The organism is Lentzea sp. NPDC051838 (assembly GCF_040681245.1).
GTDB lineage: Bacteria > Actinomycetota > Actinomycetes > Mycobacteriales > Pseudonocardiaceae > Lentzea.
Window position 1 is genome coordinate 113,370 of record NZ_JBFAYI010000014.1, and the last position, 18,165, is coordinate 131,534.

Consider the following 18,165-nt stretch of genomic DNA (forward strand, 5'->3'; position numbering starts at 1 on the left):
GCCGGCTCACAGCTCGGTGTTGATGATCGCCTCCACCAGCACCTCGCCGTCGGGGGTCAATGCGACCCCTCCGGAGTCCACCGTGACGAGTCCGCGCTCCGCCAGAGACGCGAACTTCTCCCGCCACGGCGCGTCGTGCAGCGACCGGCCGTACCGGGCGCGGTGCAGGTCGTCGCGCACGGGCTGCAGGGTCGACAGCGCCATCTTCACCGCCCGTGCCTCCCGCGCCCGCTCACCGAACCCGGTCGCCGAGCCCAGCGGCACCGTGCCCTCCTCGACGGACCGCGCGTAGTTCTTCCAGTTCACGTCCGTGATCGCCTCGGAGGAACGGCAGCTCGAACTCCCGCCGAGGCCGATCGCCACCTCGGCCTCCTGCTTGTCCTGGTCGACCATGATGGACTTCCACTTCTCGGGCCCGAGGCCGTCGCGGGCGAAGTACATCGTGGGGTGCTCGGTGTAGCCGGCCGCGCGCAGGCCGTCGGTCAGCACCTCGCGCATCCGGTACTGCTCGCGCAGGTCCGGCCAGCGGTGCCCGTCGCGGACGAGCTTGTCGCGGTAGGCCGGGAGCTGCCACGGCGCCGGCTGCTCCCCCGCCACCCCTGTCCTCGTCTCGGCGTAGGGCTTCAGGTGCAGCTTGGTGCACACCACGGCGGTGACCTCGTTCTCCAGCACGACGTCGAGGTCGCGCCGCACGCTGTCGACGGTCTGGTCCAGCAGCCCGTACATCAGGTCGATGCTGACCCACTCGAAACCGGCCGCCTGGGCGTTGCGCACGAAGTCGACGCACATCTGCGCCGTGTGCTCGCGCCCGCACTCCCGCAGCACCGCGTCGTCGAACGACTGCACGCCGCTGGAGAGTTTGGTGCAGCCGAGCTCCCGCAACGCCTCCAGCTTCGCCGGGGTGAACGTGCTCGGGTCGCCCTCGAACCGGATCGTGGTGTCCTCGGTGAACCCGAAGTTCTCCCGGTAGAAGCCGAGCAGCCGGCGGATCTCCCGCTCCGGCAGCAACGACGGTGTGCCCCCGAAGACGTTGAACTCGCCGACCGGCGCGCTGGCGAGCTCCGGCACCCGTGCGAGCCACAGCTCGGCTTCCCGGATGTTCCAGTCGACCCACCGCGCCAGCTTCTCCTCGGACTGCCCGCCCTTGACCAGCACGACCGGGTACTGGCAGAACCGGCACTTGTAGGCGCACGTGGGGATGTAGGACCAGAGGTGGATCGGCGCGGTGCCGGCGAGCTGATCGCTCAGGTCGTCGAGGAAGTCCTGCACGCCGTAGCCGGGGACGTCACCGGGGAACACATGCGCCCCGAACGGGTCCTCGGTGACGTACTCGAGCAGGTGCGCGTTGGCGGGATCCTGCAACGCCGCCCACACCCCAGGTTCGCCCTCCATCAGAACACACCCCCGTTGCCGAAGTAGTTGTGCGCCTCGCCGGACTCGCGGTCCTCGCAGTAGTACTTCACGAACTCCGCGAACCTGTCCTCCGGCACGTCGGCGAAGCACTCCGGCAGCGGCGGCGGGAACCCGATGTCCTCACCGACCGCGGTCCGCAGCCGCGCGAAGATCTCGTCCCGGAACTCCAGGTACAGCCGGTAGGTCGGTGTCTTGTAGGAGTGGATCGCGAGGAAGTCGACGACCCGCATCTCCTCCTTGATCTCCGCGATGCGCGCACCCAGCCTGGCAGCGAGATCCGCGCCGAGGAACGCAACCACCGCGTCATCGTCCAGAAAGGACGGTGTGAGCAGCACGGGCAGGATGGTGTTCTTCGGCGTGAAGTCCTTGATGGAGAACTCCCACGCCTGCACCGCTTCCGCCTCGGTGAGGTCGGCGGTCTTCGCCGGGGCTTCCGGCCTGATGTCGCGCATCACGATGATGCCGTCGTTGCCGTAGGCGCGGCCGGTGATCACTTCGTCGATCGCGTGGTTGACGCGCCGGGGGTTGATCTCGACTCTCGAGCGCGGCGCGTAGGTGATGTCGTGCCCCGAACCACGGACCTTGATGCCGAAGTCCCAGTCGTCGGACAGGTGGTTCACGAACTTCCCGTGCTGCAGCTGGTAGGAGATCTCGATGCCGCCGACGTCCTCGTAAGCGTCGCGCTCGACCGCGAAACCCTTGCCGTCCGGGAAACCGCCGAACAGCGCGAACGTCACCGCGCGACATCGCAGCGTGCGGTCGATGGCGTCCCACAGCCGCGGCCTGCCGACGAAGTGCTCCGGGTTGTAGTAGTAGTCGCAGACACCGATCGCGGCCTTGTCCTTCTCCATCGCCGCGAACAGCTCGGTGAGCCACCGGCGGTCCACCCGGCAGTCCGCGTCGGCGGACACCAGGTAGAAGCGCTCGCCGGGATCCTCGCGGTGGCGGCTGCGTCGTGCCGCGAACTCCATGCCCGTCCGGCGCGCGCACGCGACACCCTGCTCGGGCTCGCTGATGACGTGCACGTCCACCTCGGACGACTCGGCGAACGCGCGTGCCAGCGCCACCGTCTCGTCGGTGGAGTTGTTGTCCACCAACACGATCTCGTACATCGACGGATCGATGTCGTCCTGACCGTGCAGCGACCGCAGCACGTCCTCGATGTTCGCGGCCTCGTTGAACACGGGCAGCACCACGCTGAGCCGCACATGCTCGCCCATCGCGGGCGGGAAGAGCGTGTTCACCAGCTCGTTCGCGGTCGCGCGGCTGTGCCTGCCGAGCCGTTGGTTGTGCGTCACCACTTCCGCCCGCCTCTCCGCGTTCGTCATGAGGTCGTGCACCTGCCGGGCGAACTCCGGCGTCGGCAGGTCGTGCTCCAAGATCTCCAGAACAGGTGCTTCGAACCCCGCGTACACCATGTCGTACAAGGCATAGCGGCTCGCGATGTACGGCACTCCCGCCGCGATCGCCTCGCTGATCGGGTTGCCGTAGCTCTCGTAGTCGTACGACGTCAGGAACGACACGACGTCGGCGTGCGCCAGCAGGTCGCGCACCGAGAAGCCCTCCCCCGCCGACTCGCACGGCTCCAGCATCCCGCCGAAGACAACGGGCACCTGCAGCTCGTCCGCGAGCGCACGAAGCCTGCCGGTCTCCTCCGGGTCCTCCTCGACGTCACCCGCGACGAACAACCAGGTACCGGGAAGGTGCTTGAGCAGGTGCAGATCTCGGTCGATCCGCTTCTGCGGGATGATCCTGGTACACCTGGCGATGATCTTCGCGTCGGGTGGAAGACCGTAGTGGTCGCGGAAATCGGCCCGCCCGGGACGACTGGGCGTGGTGAAGGTGTTCGGCAGCACGTCCAGGTTCTCGAGCCGCGGCATCCACTCCAGGGTCCGCCGCTTGGCCTCCTCGTGCAGCGCGAAGTAGTGGACGTGCGGCGAGTTCACCATCGGAGGCGTTGCGGGATAAGGAAAACTGCCGTACTTGGCCGGCTCGCTCTGCCACATCAGGTCGTGGTCGCGCCACAGCACGAACCGGCCGAGGCCGTGCCTCGCCCCGTAGTCGGAAATCGCCCTGTACAAGGCTTTCGTGTACGCGACGTTCTCCGGCAACGTGCCGTTCTCGACGACGACCAGCGTGACGCCGCGATTCTCCCAGGTGCGCACGATCGCGGCCGCGAGCCCGGCGGTGACGCGCTCGGTGTCCACCTGCTCGTCCCGCCCGACGGCCCGCAGCGTCGCTTCGACGAACTCCTGGTCGTAGCCCTCGACGCGCGCGATGCCGTCCACGCGGTCGAGCGTCACCCAGTCCGGCACCCGTTCGTGCCGGTAGGGCTGGAAGAACCGGCCCTTGTCGGCCTTGACGTCGTAGCCGAGGTCGAGATGAACCTCGTAACCCCGGTCGGAGAACGTCTTGGCGGTCTTGAGGAACTCCACCACCACACCGGACATGGCCGTGGCGTCGAACGAGACACCCCAAAGCACTGACATGGGCCGCTCCGCTCCGAGTGATCCATTCGTCACCGAACGTAGCATGTAAGCGCTCTCCCGACCGATCGCGTCTCAATACGGCGCGGGAGAGCTGTTGGCCCGTCAGGAAGTTCAGCGTCGTCCGGTCGCCAACCCCCTGCTCACGAGGTAGTCGTAGCAGTTGCGCAGCAGCCAGAACATCTCGTGGTGCGAGCGGTCCATCTCGACGATGTTCCACTTGACGGACGGGTTCGCGCGGGCCACTCCCGGCACGTCGATCACGCCCGTGCCGTACGGGACCATGTAGTCGTCCATGCCCTTCGCGGGCCCGTCCTTGATGTGGATGTACTCGACGCGCTTGCCCAGCGACGCGAGCACTTTCGCCGGGTCGACGCCACCGACCTTCGCCCAGTACGTGTCGAGCTCCAGGACGACCGCCGGGTCCAGCTCGCGCAACAGGACGTCATAGGCCTTGCGCCCGCCGAACACCTTCCGGAACTCCGCGAAGTGGTTGTGGTACCCGATCCGCATCCCGTACCGGCGCGCGTTCACCACGGCCTTGTTGATCCGCTCGGCACCGCGCTTGATCGCGTCGACCGAGTCGAACTCCTCCGGCTCCAGGCTCCACACCAGGGTCCGCGCACCGAGCTCCGCCTGCTGGTCGAGGATCTCGGTCGCGTCCGGCCCCGACGGGAACGGCGCGTGCGAGCTGCACAACCCGAGCCCGAGCGCGTCCAGGCGCGCCTTCACCACCTTCGGCGAGTTCCCGTACAGCTCATAGCTCTCAATCGCGACATACCCGATCTCCGCGACTTTTCCCAGCACTCCCAGCAGGTCCTTCTCGGCCTGCTCGTGCAACGACCACATCTGCAACGCGATCGGCGCCGGCTTTCTGTGCGACGGAAGGACCATGAGCGCGGGCGACATCAGCAGGGAACGACGACTCACCGACATGCTCCGAACGTAGCGATCCCGGTTCGATCTCCCCCAGACCCGCGGCGACCGGGTTTGCTCCCGGTCGCTGGTGCCAGAATCACCGGTGTGCGCGTGCTGATTCCCCTTCCCGACCGAGACTTCGACGTCACCGAGGTCGCGGTGCCCTGGCGGCTGCTCACCGACGCGGGCCACGAGGTGGTCTTCGCGACGGAGACCGGCGAAGGCCCACCTCAGGCAGACCCGTTGCTGCTCACCGGTGTCCTGTTCGGACAGCTGGGAGCCGAGCCGGAGCCGAAGCGCTTCTACGCGGAGATGACCTCGTCGCCCGAGTACCGCGCGCCGATCGCCTGGGCCGCGGTGGACCCGGCGACGTTCGACGGCCTGGTGCTGCCCGGAGGACACGCTCCGGGGATGCGCCAGTACCTCGGGTCTGAGGCCCTGCAGGCCAAGGTCGCCGAGTTCTGCCCCCTCGAACGCCCCGTCGGCGCGATCTGCCACGGCGTGCTGGTGCTCGCCAGGGCAGACGTGCTCGCCGGCCGGCGCACCACCTGCCTCCCGAAGTACATGGAGCAGTCGGCGTACTTCCTCACCGCGTGGCGCCGGGGCCGCTACTACCGCACCTACCCCGCCTACGTGCAGGACGAGGTCGTCGCGGCCGGGGCGACGTTCGAACGCGGCCCGATCGAGCTGTCCCGCCGCGGCACGGCCACCGACGACACGCCGGCGTTCGTCGTGCGCGACGGCAACTACGTGTCGGCGCGCTGGCCAGGTGACGCCTACCTGTTCACCCGCACGTTCCTGGACCTGCTCGCTGACTAGGCGGGCAGCGCGTCTCCGGGGAAGCCGAGGCACGGCCGCACCTCGCTGCGCATCATCCCGGCCCGCACGCAGGGGTCCGCGGCCATGATCTCTCGGGCCTCCTCGGCGGGCACGGTCATGATCGCGACGCCGGCGACGTCGTCTGCCAGGACCGGGCACAACACCGCGATCACGCCCTCGGCCCGCATCGACACCATGCGGCGCTGGTGTTCGAGCTCGATCGCCGCGGCGCCGTCCATGCCCCGCTCCGGCGTCCACCGCAGGATCGTCAGGCTGTACGGCTGCGCGGTCGCGGCGAGTGCCTGGATCTGTTCGTCCGTCACGCTCATGAAGTCCCCCTACTTCGCGATCTGCTCGGCCAACGACACGATGATTCCCTCGGGCCCGCGCACATAAGCCATGCGCCACACACCCTCGTACTCGCCGATGCCTCCCACCAGGCCGTAGCCCTGGGCCGCCGCGTGGTCGACCGCGGCCTGGAGGTCGTGCACCTCGAAGGCGACGTTGCGCAGGCCCAGCTCGTTGGCCGGCGCGGCAGGCGAACCCGGCAGGTGATCCGGCCGCGTGAAGCTCGACAGCTCCAGCGTCGTGCCACCCGCGGGAGCGTGCAGCATGACGATCTCGACGCGGGCACCGGACATGCCGATCACCGTGTCCAGGAACTCGCCCTCGACCGGCATCTTCTCGCCGGCTTTCAAGCCGAGGCCGACGAAGAAGGCCGTGGCGGCGTCGAGATCGGCGACGGTGATGCCGACGTGGTCGAAGCGCTTCGCGAACGTCATCAGACTCCCCAAGGTCCTTTTCGGGGATGCTACGTCCGGGAACCGACGTACTGTGCGGCAATGCGGAATGACGAGCCGCTGGCGATCACCGTGACGTCAGCCATCCACACCGGCGACATCACGGCGTTGCGCCGGCTGCTGGCGGACAACGCCGGTCTGGCGACCGCGCGGATCACGGACGACCGCGGCTGCGGGCGCACCCTGCTGCACGTGCTGACGGACTGGCCCGCGGGGTTCCCGGACGGGGCGCGGACCGCGGCCGCCCTGATCGAGGCCGGAGCGGACGTCAACGCGCGGTTCGAGGGACCGCCCGGCCTGAACACACACAGGGAGACTCCGCTGCACTGGGCGGCCAGCTGCAACGACGTCGCGGTGCTCGACGCGCTGCTCGACGCCGGAGCGGACATCGACGCGGACGGCGCGGTGATCGGCGGAGGCCCGGCGCTGTGGGACGCACGGGTGTTCGCGCAGTGGGACGCGGCGCACCGCCTCGTCGAACGCGGCGCCACGGTCACGCTGAACGACGCCGCCGCCCTCGGTTTGAGCGACCAGGTCGAACGGCTGCTTCCAGGCGGCGACGTCCACGACGCGTTCTGGAACGCGTGCCACGGCGGTCAACGCGAGTGCGCCGAACTGCTGATCGACCGGGGCGCGAACCTGAACGCGCTCCCGGACTGGGAACAGCTGACGCCTCTCGACGCGGCGCTGCGCAACGGCTTCGAGGACCTCGCGGGGTGGCTGCGGAGCCGGGGAGGCAAGAGCGCGGCAGAGCTCGGCCCGGCACAGATGAACAGGAGCGGTATGACCGACGACGTGGCCAGCCAAGTGATCAAGGCCGAGCAGGAGCGGATCCGATGTCTCCTCGACGTGGATCGCGACACCTACGACCGCCTGCACGCCCCGGAGTACCGGTTGTGCAACCCGACCGGCGCCGTGTGGACGAAGACTGACTACCTGGATCTCCTCACCACCGGGCGGGTCGCCTACCGGGAACTGGAGCTGATCGGCGACGTGGACGCCATCGTCGGCACCGACCTCGTCGTCCTCCGCTACCGGTGCTTCATCGAACTCACCGTCCACGGCGCGGACATCCCGAGGCACGAGGCCTGGCACACCGACGTCTACACCAATGACGGCGGCACGTGGCGTTGTGTCTGGTCGCAAGCCACCGGAATCATGGACCTTCCGCCGGCCGCACCCTGACCCGGTACGACGAAGGCGCCGACGCGGTGCGGCCGAGCTGGGACAGCCCGGCCGCGCCGAGTCGCCTAGTCGCGTTCGATCAGGTGCCCGATCACGTCCGGACCGGGATGCGCGTGGCCTGAGCCGTCGCGCCGGTTGTCGACGTCCGGCAGCTCGACCGGCGCACCCTTCAGGTCCGCACCGGCCGGGCGCGACCCGATCCACGCGAGCACCAGGTGCGACTCCCCCTTGAGGAACCGCTGCGACCGCACACCACCCGTGGCGCGGCCCTTCGCCGGGTACTCGCTGAACGGCGTGACCTTGACGCTCTGCCCGGACGACGTGACGACCATCGGCTCGCCGTGCTCGTCGTCGTCCGTGCGGATCGCCGCGAAGAACACCACGTGCGCGTCACCGCTGAGGTTGATGCCCGCCATGCCGCCGCCCTTGAGGCCCTGCGGCCGCACCAGCTTCGCGTCGTAGCGCAGCAACGACGAGTCCGAACTCACGAACACGAGCGTCTCGCTGCCATCGGTGAGCCAGGTGGCGCCGACGACCTCGTCGCCCTCCTTGAGCGTGATGACCTCGAACTCGTCCGACCGCACCGGCCACTCCGGCGCGCACACCTTGACCGTGCCGAGCTTCGTGCCGAGCGCGATACCGGGCGACTCCCCGGGATCGAGCGGCACGATGCCGATGACCTTCTCGCCCTTGTCCAACGGCACCAGCTCCGACGCCGCCATGCCGCCGCTCAGCGACACCGTGCCGTTCTGCTCGGGCAGCACCGGCAACGGCAGCACGTCGGTCTTGAACGCGCGGCCGAGGTTCGTGAGCAGGACGATCTGCCCGCGCGCGGTGGAGTGCACCACGGCCGACACGGCGTCGTGCTTCACGCGACCGGCCCGGCGCTTGCCCTCCGACACCTCCTCCGACTCGGCCGCGGTGCGCGCGACGAGCCCGGTGGCGCTGAGGATGACCTGGCACGGGTCGTCGGCGACCTCCAGCGGCCCCGCAGGCTTGGACGCCGCCAGCACCTCCTTGAGGTCACCGTCGATGAGGCTGGTGCGACGGTCGCCGCCGAGCTCCTTGGCGACCGTGGCCAGCTCCTGGGACACGAGCTTCTTCAGCACGTTCTCGTCGTCGAGGATCGCGGTCAGCTCGGCGATCTCCGCGCGCAGCTTGTCCTGCTCGTTCTCGAGCTCGAGCTTGTCGTACTTGGTGAGGCGGCGCAGCGGCGTGTCGAGGATGTACGACGCCTGGATCTCCGACAGCTTGAACTGCTTCATCAGGCCGTCCTTGGCGGAGGCCGCGTTCTCGCTGTTGCGGATGAGCTTGATGACCTTGTCGATGTCGAGCAGGGCCAGCAGCAGGCCCTCGACCAGGTGCAGGCGCTCCTCGCGCTTGCGGCGGCGGAACTTCGTGCGCCGCGTGACCACGTCGTAGCGGTGCCGGAGGAAGACCTCCAGCAGCTCCTTGAGGCCGAGCGTCTGCGGCTGCCCGTCGACCAGCACCAGGTTGTTGATGCCGAACGACTGCTCCATCGGCGTCAGGCGGTAGAGGTCCGCGAGCAGCGCCTGCGGGTTCACGCCGACCTTGCACTCGATGACGAGCCGGATGCCGTTCTCGCGGTCGGTGAGGTCCTTGACGTCCGCGATGCCGGTGAGGCGCTTGGACTTGTTGACCTCGTCGGTGATCTTCTCGACGATCCGCTCGGCACCCACGCCGTACGGCAGCTGCGTCACCGTGATCGCCTGCCGGCCCCTGCTGCCCTCGAGCAGGCCGATCTCGACCTTCGCGCGCATCCTGACCACACCGCGCCCGGTCTCGTACGCCTTCCGGACCTCGTCGAGGCCCAGCAGGATGCCGCCGGTCGGCAGGTCGGGCCCCGGCACGAACTCCATGAGCTTGTCGAGGCTCGCGTCCGGGTGCGAGATCAGCCACCGCGCCGCCCCGACCACCTCGCGGAGGTTGTGCGGAATCATGTTCGTGGCCATGCCGACCGCGATGCCCGACGTGCCGTTGACCAGCAGGTTCGGGAACGCCGCCGGCAGCACCGACGGCTCTTCCAGGCTGCCGTCGTAGTTCGGCCGGAAGTCGACGGTGTCCTCGTTGAGCTCGCCGACGAGCTGCATGGCGACCTGGGACATCCGGCACTCGGTGTACCGCGCGGCGGCCGGTCCGTCGTCCGGGCTGCCGAAGTTGCCGTGCCCGTCGATGAGCGGCTCGTTGAGGCTGAAGTCCTGCGCGAGGCGGACCAACGCGTCGTAGATCGCCGTGTCACCGTGCGGGTGGTACTTGCCCATTGTGTCGCCCGTCACGCGCGCCGACTTCACATAGGCGTGCGTGGGCCGGTACCCCTGCTCGTGCATCGAGAACAGGATGCGGCGGTGCACCGGCTTGAGGCCGTCCCGCGCGTCCGGCAGAGCCCGCGAGTGGATGACCGAGTACGCGTACTCCAGGTAGGAGTCCTCGATCTCCGTCTTCAGCGAGTTGTCGAGAACCGTCGCACCGGCGCTGTCGAACGCGGCGGGGTCGACCTTGGTCGTGGGTCCCTTGCGGCGTGCCACTTCTTGACTCTTTCCTTCGAGACTCAGAGGTCGATGGCCGACTGGTCGACCCGTGCGGAGGAGTCGATGAGCCAGTTGCGGCGCGGCTCGACCTTCTCGCCCATCAGCAGTTCCAGCGCGTTCTCGGCGGCGTCGACGTCGTCCATCGTGATCCGCCGGACGCTGCGGGTCATGGGGTTCATCGTGGTCTCCCACAACTCGTCCGCGTCCATCTCGCCCAGACCCTTGAACCGCGGCACCGGCGTGACGACCTGCTTGCCCGCCTTCTCCAGCTGAGCGACCTTCTGCTCCATCTGCCGCTGGGTGAAGGTGAAGTGCGTTTCGGCGTTCCGCCCGCGCGTCATGACCTTGTGCAACGGAGGCATCGCGGCGTACAGCCGGCCGTCCTCGATCACCGGCCGCATGTACTTGGCGAACAACGTGATCAGCAACGTCCGGATGTGGCTGCCGTCTACATCCGCGTCGGCCATCAGGATCACGCGGCCGTACCGCATCTGGCTGACGTCGAACGTGCGGCCCGTGCCGGCGCCGAGCACCTGCACGATCGACGCGATCTCGGCGTTGCGCAGGGTGTCGGCGAGCGACGCCTTCTGGACGTTGAGAATCTTGCCGCGCAAGGGAAGTAGCGCCTGATACTCGGAAACGCGAGCCATGCGAGCGCTGTTGTGGACGAACACACCGGCTTCGAGCGCGAAGTTGTGGTAACCGTCCACGGTCAGGTCGTAGACGTCTTCCCGCTCCGCCAACGCCTCCACGGAAGCGACCGTGTGGTTCACCATCGACGCCGCTTCCCGCAACCGGACGAAGTCGTCGTCGAAGTGCGCCAGAACCTTGAGGAACTTCAGGCCAGTCTTGGCGTTCTCCCTGCGGTCGAGCTCGTAGGACAACGCCAGCTCGAAGTTCGACGGCGTGTCCAGCATCGGCGCCAGCCGCTTCAACGCGGCGATCCGCCGGCCTTCGACCTGCTTGGCCACTCGTTCGGCACGCGGCGTCGACTCGACGTACTCGCGACGACCGGCCTGGATCTTCTCCAGGTGACCAGTGGAGGCGTCCGCCATCCGCTGCTTCATCCGCGCCGAGTGCTCGCGACCGAACTCGGGGTTCTTCTCGTGCCAGGCGAGGACCGCGTCACGCTGCCGCTGCCGCTCGGCCGGGTCCGCGAACTGTTCGATCGTGGTGCGAGAACGCCACGCCAGCAGTTCGTCGTCCTGCCACTGCACCAAGGAGCGCTCACGCCACTCATCGCGCCTGCCGGGCTGCGCGAAGAACGCGCGCACCCGCTCGGCAGCCGCCGCACGATGCTCAGGCTTGGCCCAGTACTCGGCCTGCATCGCCCGCATGCGCTCGGCGTAGGCGGCCTTTTCCTCGACGCTCAGCGCCGTGTACCAGTCCTGGAAGCCCTGCTCGATGCGAGCGCGGAACTCCGGGTCCTGGTTCAGGTCGGCGAGCCGCGCCAGGCAGGACGCGCGGAACTCCGGGTTCTTCCACTGCTCGGACAGCATCGCGGACTTGAGCTCGGTCCCGCCTGCCGCCAGCCACGCGCGGTAACCCTCGTGCACGTGCTCGCCCATCATCGCGGCGTGCAGTGCGGAGTGGTCCTCCCACGTCATGCGCTTGAGGTTGCGCGGGTCGTTGTTCCGCTTGTCGACGTCGACGTGGTGGCGAACGTTGCCGTTCTCGGTGCTGTCGAGCCCGTGGCGCAGGTTGTACGCGTCGGCCAGGTAGTGGGTGTAGACCCACTCCTGCCGGTCGTTCATCCAGACCCGCTCGTAGCCCTCGAGTTTGTGGCCTTCCGCCTTCGATGACACCGACCTGTACAGCGGCATCAGCGAATCGCCAGGTTGCAGGGCGTCCGCGCGGCGGTAGGAACCGTCGCGCAACCGGAACAGGTGATCCGGGGTGCATCGCACGGACTCGCCGTTGTCCAGCGTGACGCGGACCAGCGACGCGTCCTTCTTCGTCAACCGCGGCTCGACCAACGGCACGACGACGACTCGACCCGCCTTGTTGGTGGCGTAACCGAAGTGCGTGACTCCGCGTGCCCAATCGTCGACGAGTTCGCCGAACGACAGCGACTTGCCAGACGCGAGCGAAACGTGAGTTTCTTTCGTAAAGCAACCCAATGCACTGTCGCCCTCGACCAGGAATAGTTCGCTACGCGAAACACCTGTGGTGCGGCAGTCGACGAGCTTGGCGGGCATCGCGGCGCCTTCGAGGGCCGTCTTCCTGCGCGCCGCGTCCTTCTGCTGCTTCTGCGTGAGCCGGACGCGGGAGGCGTCGACGACCTTCTGCAGCACCGTCTTGGCTTCGGTCTTGGTCTTGCGGTCCTCGGTCCACGCCCGCACCTGCTGGTCGACGATCCCCTGCAGCACCTTGGTGATGCCCGCGGTGGACAGCTCGTCCTTGGTCTGCGAGGTGAACTGCGGCTCGGGAATCCGCACGTGGATGACGGCCGTCATGCCTTCCAGCACGTCGTCCAGCGTCGGCGGGTCCTCCTTGGGCTTCAACAGCCCGCGCGTCTTGGAGATCGCGTCCTGGATCGCCTTGAGCACGGCCCGGTCGTAGCCGCGCCGGTGCGTGCCGCCGTGCATGTTGCGGATCGTGTTGGTGAAGCACTCGACGGTGCGCTCGTAGCCGGTTCCCCAGCGAAGCGCGACCTCGATCTCGGCCTGACGCTCCACTTTGGACCGCATCACGCCGTTCTCGTCGGCGGCGTTCTCGAAGTACGTGCCGGAGCCCGTGATCAGCAGCGTGCCGGACACCGCGCGATCCCCGGACGGCGCCAGGAAGTCCACCATGTCGCTGAGGCCGTTGGGGTAGTGGAAGACCTCTTCGGAGATCGTCTCTTCCAACGCCGAGCGCAGCACGTACGTCACGCCGGGCACGAGGAACGCGGTGTTGCGCAGCTTCGTGCGCACGGCCTCGACGTCCAGTGCGGCGTTGTTCTCGAAGTAGCGGGCGTCGTACCAGTAGCGAATCGACGTGCCGGTCGACTCGTTGCGCTTCATCTTGCCCACGACGTTCAACCCGCCCTGGCGAGCGAACTTCGCCTTGGGCCCGGGCCCGTCGAAAACGCCGGGAACACCGTGGGCGAACGACATCTCGTGGACCTTGCCGCCGTTGCGCACCGTCACGTCAAAACGATGGGAGAGCGCGTTCACGGCCGAGGCACCAACGCCGTGCAGACCACCGGACGTCTTGTAGCCGGAGCCACCGAACTTGCCGCCGGCGTGCAGCTTGGTCAGCACCAGCTCCACACCGGACAGACCGGACTTCGCGTGCACGTCGGTCGGGATCCCCCGCCCGTCGTCGTCGACCTGGACGCTGCCGTCGGCGTGCAGCGTGACCACGATCTTCGTCGCATGGCCAGCGACGCCTTCATCGGTCGAGTTGTCGACGATCTCGCTGAAGAGGTGGTTGATGCCCCGGCTGTCGGTCGACCCGATGTACATACCTGGCCGCTTGCGGACGGCCTCGAGCCCTTCGAGGTGCGTCAGGTCGTCGGCCCCGTACAGGGTCTCTGCGGTCACGGGTATTTCTCCCTGATTGTGTGCGGACTGCCAGCAGGGTATCTGCCTGGACTGACAATTTTTCGCAGGACGCCCGTACGGGCGCTGAAACTACCCTCGTCAAACCTCGCACCACGGGCGGGAGTACCCGTGCACCCGCCGGTCAAAGCCCTGCCGACCTGCGAAAGCAGTCACTTCGCTCGCCTCCGCACCCGATTGAGACCCCATCACCCCGGACACGCCGTGGGCAGGCAGTACGCCAGCCGGTGGACGGAGCATGGCGCACCAGCCTCCAGTTAGTCCTATATGGACATTTGAGGGCCTCTGTGAGCTGCTCGTTTCACCTGACAATGGGCATCGTTTCAGCCCATCCGGAGCGCAGACGGAGATCGAACGCACAACGAAGGCTCCCGAAGGGAGCCGAGTGAGCAACATGACACGCAACTCACACCCCCAGGACAACCGCGATGCCGAAGGCGAGCCGACCCGAAGGCGAAGCCGAGGCAAGAGGCGACGCCGAAGGCGAGCCAAGGCGAAGGCGAAGCCGAGCTGCTTTTAGCGAACACTCTAGGTGGGGTGGGTCCCGTCACGAGTCGTGGCTGATCGTTGGCCGCGCCAGAGGGGTTGGGTCAAGTCGACACGCTTTTCGTCGACTTGACCCAACCCCTCTGGTGTGGCTCGCTCCGACGCGACTCGTGACGGGACCCACCCCACCACCGCAACCAACAACGCAACCGGCAGCCGCCCAAAGCAACAGGCGTGCCATCAACCCGCCCACGGCGCTGGTGGGTCTTTGATCAGATTGGCGGGGTCTGGGGCAGAGCTCCCAGAAATCAGCAGATAGCGACGCCCGCAACAGCACCACCTACGGACACGAAACCGCCAGCCGCCAACGGAACAGGGAGACGGCAACGGCAACCGAAGCGCCCGCCGGAACGGCGGCCTCACCCAAGCAAAACGGCGCAGTCACCCAAGCAAAGTAGCCGCACTCGGATCAGTGATCAGCGCAGCGAACGTGTGCCGATCCCCCCACCGCCCAGCAACCCAAGCCAACGCCCGAGCCAACCCCTCAGGCGTGTCCGCAGCATGCGGCACCCCATCGGCCATCCACCACTCAACCCGCTGCCCATCAACAACAAGCTGCTCATGCACAACCACAACGCCATCCGGCAAAGCAACCTCAAGCAGCTCACAAGCCATCCGAACAGCAGCAAGGTCCTCCCACCGGACAACCTCACCAACAAGATCCGGCAACCCGTCGAACTCCTCAGAAGCCAACGCCAGATCCAAAAGATCCGCCAGCTCCTCAGACCCATCAGCAAGCAACACCCGAGAAGCAGGCACAACCCCAAGCAACCACGGGTGATCCAAAACAACCACGTCGTCCGCAGCCACTACCTGCCCGGACAACACCCGAACCCGCTCCGGAGGAGCAAAATCCCCTTCAGGCAAAGCCGAGTAAGCCCGCAACACAACCGCATCCGCGATGACACGATCAGCATCACCGAGCCGGTCAAGAACGAACTCGGCATCATCGTCGTCCCAGATCTCCAACCGAGCCCGAACCCCAGCAGCCCGCAGAACGTGCTCAGGCAGCTCAAGATCCGGCACAACGTCGAAGAGCCCGTCCAACAAGCCAGCCTCAGCCAGCCGGTACTCCCGAGGAGCCTTCCCAGCCAGCAAGGCGTGCCGAGCAATCCACCACCCGGTGTACCCGTCAGGCTCGGCAACCGCCCGCCAGGTAACCGGATCCGAAGCCAGCAACCGCAACGCGGCGGGCCAGTCCCCCACCAGATCCAGATCCCGGACAGCCACCACCCGACGCGGCTCGTCCGGCACGGAAGCCCACCAGGCGGACTCGTCCGGCAGATCGTGATCAGGTCCGGCCGGCTTGTCGTCGATCACCAGCGAGAACCCGTCGACCACCCCGAGGGCGACCAGCGCGGCACGCGGGTACGCCTCGGCGATCTCCTTGGACAGCAACGGGAACGCGTCCGCCTCGACGACCCCGACCAGCGGGGAGTCCGGCAGCAGCAGCTCGTCCGCGCGGTGCCATTCGCCTTCGGAGTCCGGCAGGGCCAACGCCCCGAGCCAAGGCTCTTCGCCGGCCCGCAGCGCCGCCCGATCCACCAACCGCAGCACGGTCTCGATCAGGTCCTCGGGATCAAGCCCGGCCTCGGCGTCCTCCAGCGACCGCGCCACGTTCTCGCGCAACGAAGGATCGGCCAGCAGCTCGGAAGCCCCTGCCTCAACGGCCCCGAGCCGAACCAGCAACGGGTGCACCGCATCCGGGTGGACGACACGCAGCCCGGGCAACGGTTCGTCGGCGATCAGAGTCGTACGAGGCCCGGTGACAGTGCGTCCATCAGCCAACGGCACCGGCAACGACTGCAGGGCTTCGCGAACGTCCGGGTCGACCTCGGCCAACGGCGCGAAAGCCGCGTAGACGTCCCGCCACCAGCCGGGATCGCCGGAAACACCGGCCAGCGCCGCGACGACCTCGGCGGTCGAGACTCGCGGCACTTCCAGAGCGGCCAGGGCTTTGGCGTGCACCGGCGCGGACAGCTCGGCGTCCAGCAGGCCGGGCAGCGCGTCCTCGACCAGTTCGACGAGCTCCTCGGAGCCGACGTCCAGCACCCGAGCCCGCGCAGGGGCGATCCACTCGCCCGAAGCCAGCGGCAGCCACGACGCGGCGCGCAACGAGCGCAGCACCGCCGTGCGCAGCCGATCGTCCACTTCGGACAGCGGGAACCCGGGCAGCGGCACCAGAGCGGTGCGCTCGACGGCAGGCACCCGAGCGACCAGGGCGGGGTACAACTCGGCGGCGGCGTCCAGAACCGACCACGCGGCCGCGCCGGGCAGGATGCGCCGGCGCGACGGCTCGACGGGCAAGGTCGCGATCAACCGCGCGGGCAAGGACAGGCGCTCGTCGGTCGGCGTCGGCGCGTGCAGCACGTCCTCACCCAGCGGAGCATCCAGCGGGTACGCCCACGTGACCGTCCACTCAGGACGGTGCTCGACGCCCTGGACGAACTCCGACGACAGCTCTCCCGACTCCTGCTCGACCAGCCACCTGGTCGTGCCGATCGTGACGACGCCGTCGGTCGTGACGAAGCGTTCCCACGACTCCGAGCCGACCTCGATGCGACGGAGACCAGGCAGCGCCAGCAGCAGGTCCGGCACCTCGGCCGCCAGATCGTCCAAAGAAAGATCGACCTTGAGCGGCAGCCGCACCTCGGTCGTGAAGCCCTCGGGGACGGACTCGACGCAAGGCCACACCAGGCGCAGCACCGGCACGTCGCCGCCGCGCTCGGAAGCCAGCTCCGGCACCTCGGCACGGGTGCGAGCAGCGGAGAACTCCACGCCACCCGAAGTCGACACCACCCGCGGCGAGTCCGACACGGCCAGCACGGCCGCGAACCCGACACCGAACTGCCCGACGCCGGACTCCTTCGACGAAGCCCGCAGCGAAGCCAGCGCGGCAACACCGGCGGCGGTCAGCGGAGCACCTGTGTTGGCAGCACGCAGCTCGCCGTCGACGAGGGTGATCCGCAACACGCCCGGCTCACCACCCGCCGCGTCGGCGGCGTTCTGGGCGAGCTCGACGAGCAGGCGGTCCCGGTAGCCACCGAGACGGAGGTCTTCTTCAGCGTTCGCGTCTTCGCGGAAGCGGGTCGGCGAACCACGCCACGCGGAAAGGACCGAGGTGCGCAGGGCCTCGGTGCCGAACGGATCGGTCACTCCGACGCGTCCAGAACTTCCAGCTGCGCGTCGTCGTAGACCAGGTCGGCGACCGGCACGAGCGAGCCCATCTCCACCTCGACCTGCGAGTGCGCGCCGCAGCCGTACTCGACGTGCACGACGTGGCCGTCGGCGGGCGCGATCTCGTTCGCGCAGATGCCGAACGCGGCACCGAACGCGCCGGCCACGCGGGTGTAGAAGCCGCACGTGCCGCAGTGCGCGGGGGCGCTGCGGGCCATGTCGGAGCGCGGGCCGAACTCGGAGGACACCCAGCGGTCGGCGGCGTCGAGGCGGCCCTCGCGGGACAGCACGCGCGTGCGGCCGAGGCCGATCTCCAGCGCGACCTCCTCCACAGCCGGGTCGTCCGACTGCACGTACGCCTCGACCAGGCGCGGGTCGTCCTCGCGCGGCGGCATCAGGTCGCCTACGCCGAGGTCGCCGGCGCGGACCCGTTCGCTCCACGGCACCCACTCCGGGGCGACCAGGGCGTCCTGACCCGGCAGCAGCACGACCTCGCTGACCGACACCGGCGTGCCCTCGCCCGCGTAGGCGACGGTCACGGCCCAGTTCCAGCCGCGGTAGCCCGCGTGCTCGGCCTCGAACAGGTGCGTGACGGAGTACTCGTCCTCGCCGTGCACTCCGACGTGAGCGCCGACGCGTTCCACACCCGCCTCTTCCTGCGCGGCGGCGCGGGCGAGATCAACGGCGTCGAGGAGCATCTCAGTCGCGGTCACGTGGTGAATTGTGC

General features: G+C 68.2%; 11 protein-coding genes. 2 read left to right on the top strand and 9 right to left on the bottom strand.

Annotation, left to right across the window (positions count from 1 at the left end; all coding sequences use genetic code 11):
- Positions 1 to 6: 6 nt before the first annotated feature.
- From AB0M24_RS27510 to AB0M24_RS27520, 3 genes are all read right to left on the bottom strand, one after another.
- On the bottom strand, positions 7 to 1,392 hold the full coding sequence (locus AB0M24_RS27510; RefSeq protein ID WP_363773785.1) for a radical SAM protein: 1,386 nt from the start codon (positions 1,390 to 1,392) through the stop codon (positions 7 to 9).
- Positions 1,392 to 3,902 carry a glycosyltransferase gene (locus AB0M24_RS27515; RefSeq protein ID WP_363773788.1) on the bottom strand — a complete coding sequence of 837 codons (2,511 nt, stop codon included), beginning with the start codon at positions 3,900 to 3,902 and terminating at the stop codon, positions 1,392 to 1,394. Before AB0M24_RS27515 ends, AB0M24_RS27510 begins: the two co-directional genes overlap by 1 nt.
- A 111-nt stretch (positions 3,903 to 4,013) precedes the next feature.
- Positions 4,014 to 4,829 (bottom strand): sugar phosphate isomerase/epimerase, encoded by an 816-nt coding sequence (locus AB0M24_RS27520; protein ID WP_363773791.1) that lies wholly within the window; start codon positions 4,827 to 4,829, stop codon positions 4,014 to 4,016.
- 93 nt (positions 4,830 to 4,922) lie between these two features.
- On the opposite strand from AB0M24_RS27520, the gene AB0M24_RS27525 reads away from it, so the two are divergent.
- Complete coding sequence (locus tag AB0M24_RS27525; RefSeq protein ID WP_363773794.1) at positions 4,923 to 5,636, top strand: type 1 glutamine amidotransferase domain-containing protein; 714 nt, start codon at positions 4,923 to 4,925, stop codon at positions 5,634 to 5,636.
- Here AB0M24_RS27525 and AB0M24_RS27530 read toward each other — a convergent pair.
- Together AB0M24_RS27530 and AB0M24_RS27535 are read right to left on the bottom strand one after the other, a co-directional pair.
- Positions 5,633 to 5,965 (bottom strand): hypothetical protein, encoded by a 333-nt coding sequence (locus tag AB0M24_RS27530; RefSeq protein ID WP_363773797.1) that lies wholly within the window; start codon positions 5,963 to 5,965, stop codon positions 5,633 to 5,635. The genes AB0M24_RS27525 and AB0M24_RS27530 overlap by 4 nt on opposite strands.
- A 9-nt stretch (positions 5,966 to 5,974) precedes the next feature.
- Positions 5,975 to 6,418: a VOC family protein gene (locus AB0M24_RS27535; RefSeq protein ID WP_363773800.1), complete on the bottom strand. Its 444-nt coding sequence runs from the start codon at positions 6,416 to 6,418 to the stop codon at positions 5,975 to 5,977.
- A gap of 60 nt (positions 6,419 to 6,478) precedes the next feature.
- Between AB0M24_RS27535 and AB0M24_RS27540 the strand changes: the two genes are divergently transcribed.
- Positions 6,479 to 7,621: an ankyrin repeat domain-containing protein gene (locus tag AB0M24_RS27540; protein WP_363773802.1), complete on the top strand. Its 1,143-nt coding sequence runs from the start codon at positions 6,479 to 6,481 to the stop codon at positions 7,619 to 7,621.
- A gap of 65 nt (positions 7,622 to 7,686) precedes the next feature.
- Here the strand turns inward: AB0M24_RS27540 and AB0M24_RS27545 are convergent, their stop codons facing one another.
- From AB0M24_RS27545 to AB0M24_RS27560, 4 genes are all read right to left on the bottom strand, one after another.
- Positions 7,687 to 10,167, bottom strand: coding sequence for a DNA topoisomerase (ATP-hydrolyzing) (locus AB0M24_RS27545; RefSeq protein ID WP_363773805.1), 2,481 nt, complete (start codon positions 10,165 to 10,167; stop codon positions 7,687 to 7,689).
- 23 nt (positions 10,168 to 10,190) lie between these two features.
- Positions 10,191 to 13,697, bottom strand: coding sequence for an ATP-binding protein (locus AB0M24_RS27550; protein WP_363773808.1), 3,507 nt, complete (start codon positions 13,695 to 13,697; stop codon positions 10,191 to 10,193).
- Between the two features lie 945 nt (positions 13,698 to 14,642).
- A complete protein-coding gene (locus tag AB0M24_RS27555) occupies positions 14,643 to 17,417 on the bottom strand; it encodes a hypothetical protein (RefSeq protein WP_363773811.1) in 2,775 nt (924 codons plus the stop codon).
- Positions 17,414 to 18,151, bottom strand: a complete 738-nt coding sequence (locus AB0M24_RS27560; protein ID WP_363773814.1) for a DUF3027 domain-containing protein — start codon at positions 18,149 to 18,151, stop codon at positions 17,414 to 17,416. Before AB0M24_RS27560 ends, AB0M24_RS27555 begins: the two co-directional genes overlap by 4 nt.
- Between the last annotated feature and the right edge of the window lie 14 nt (positions 18,152 to 18,165).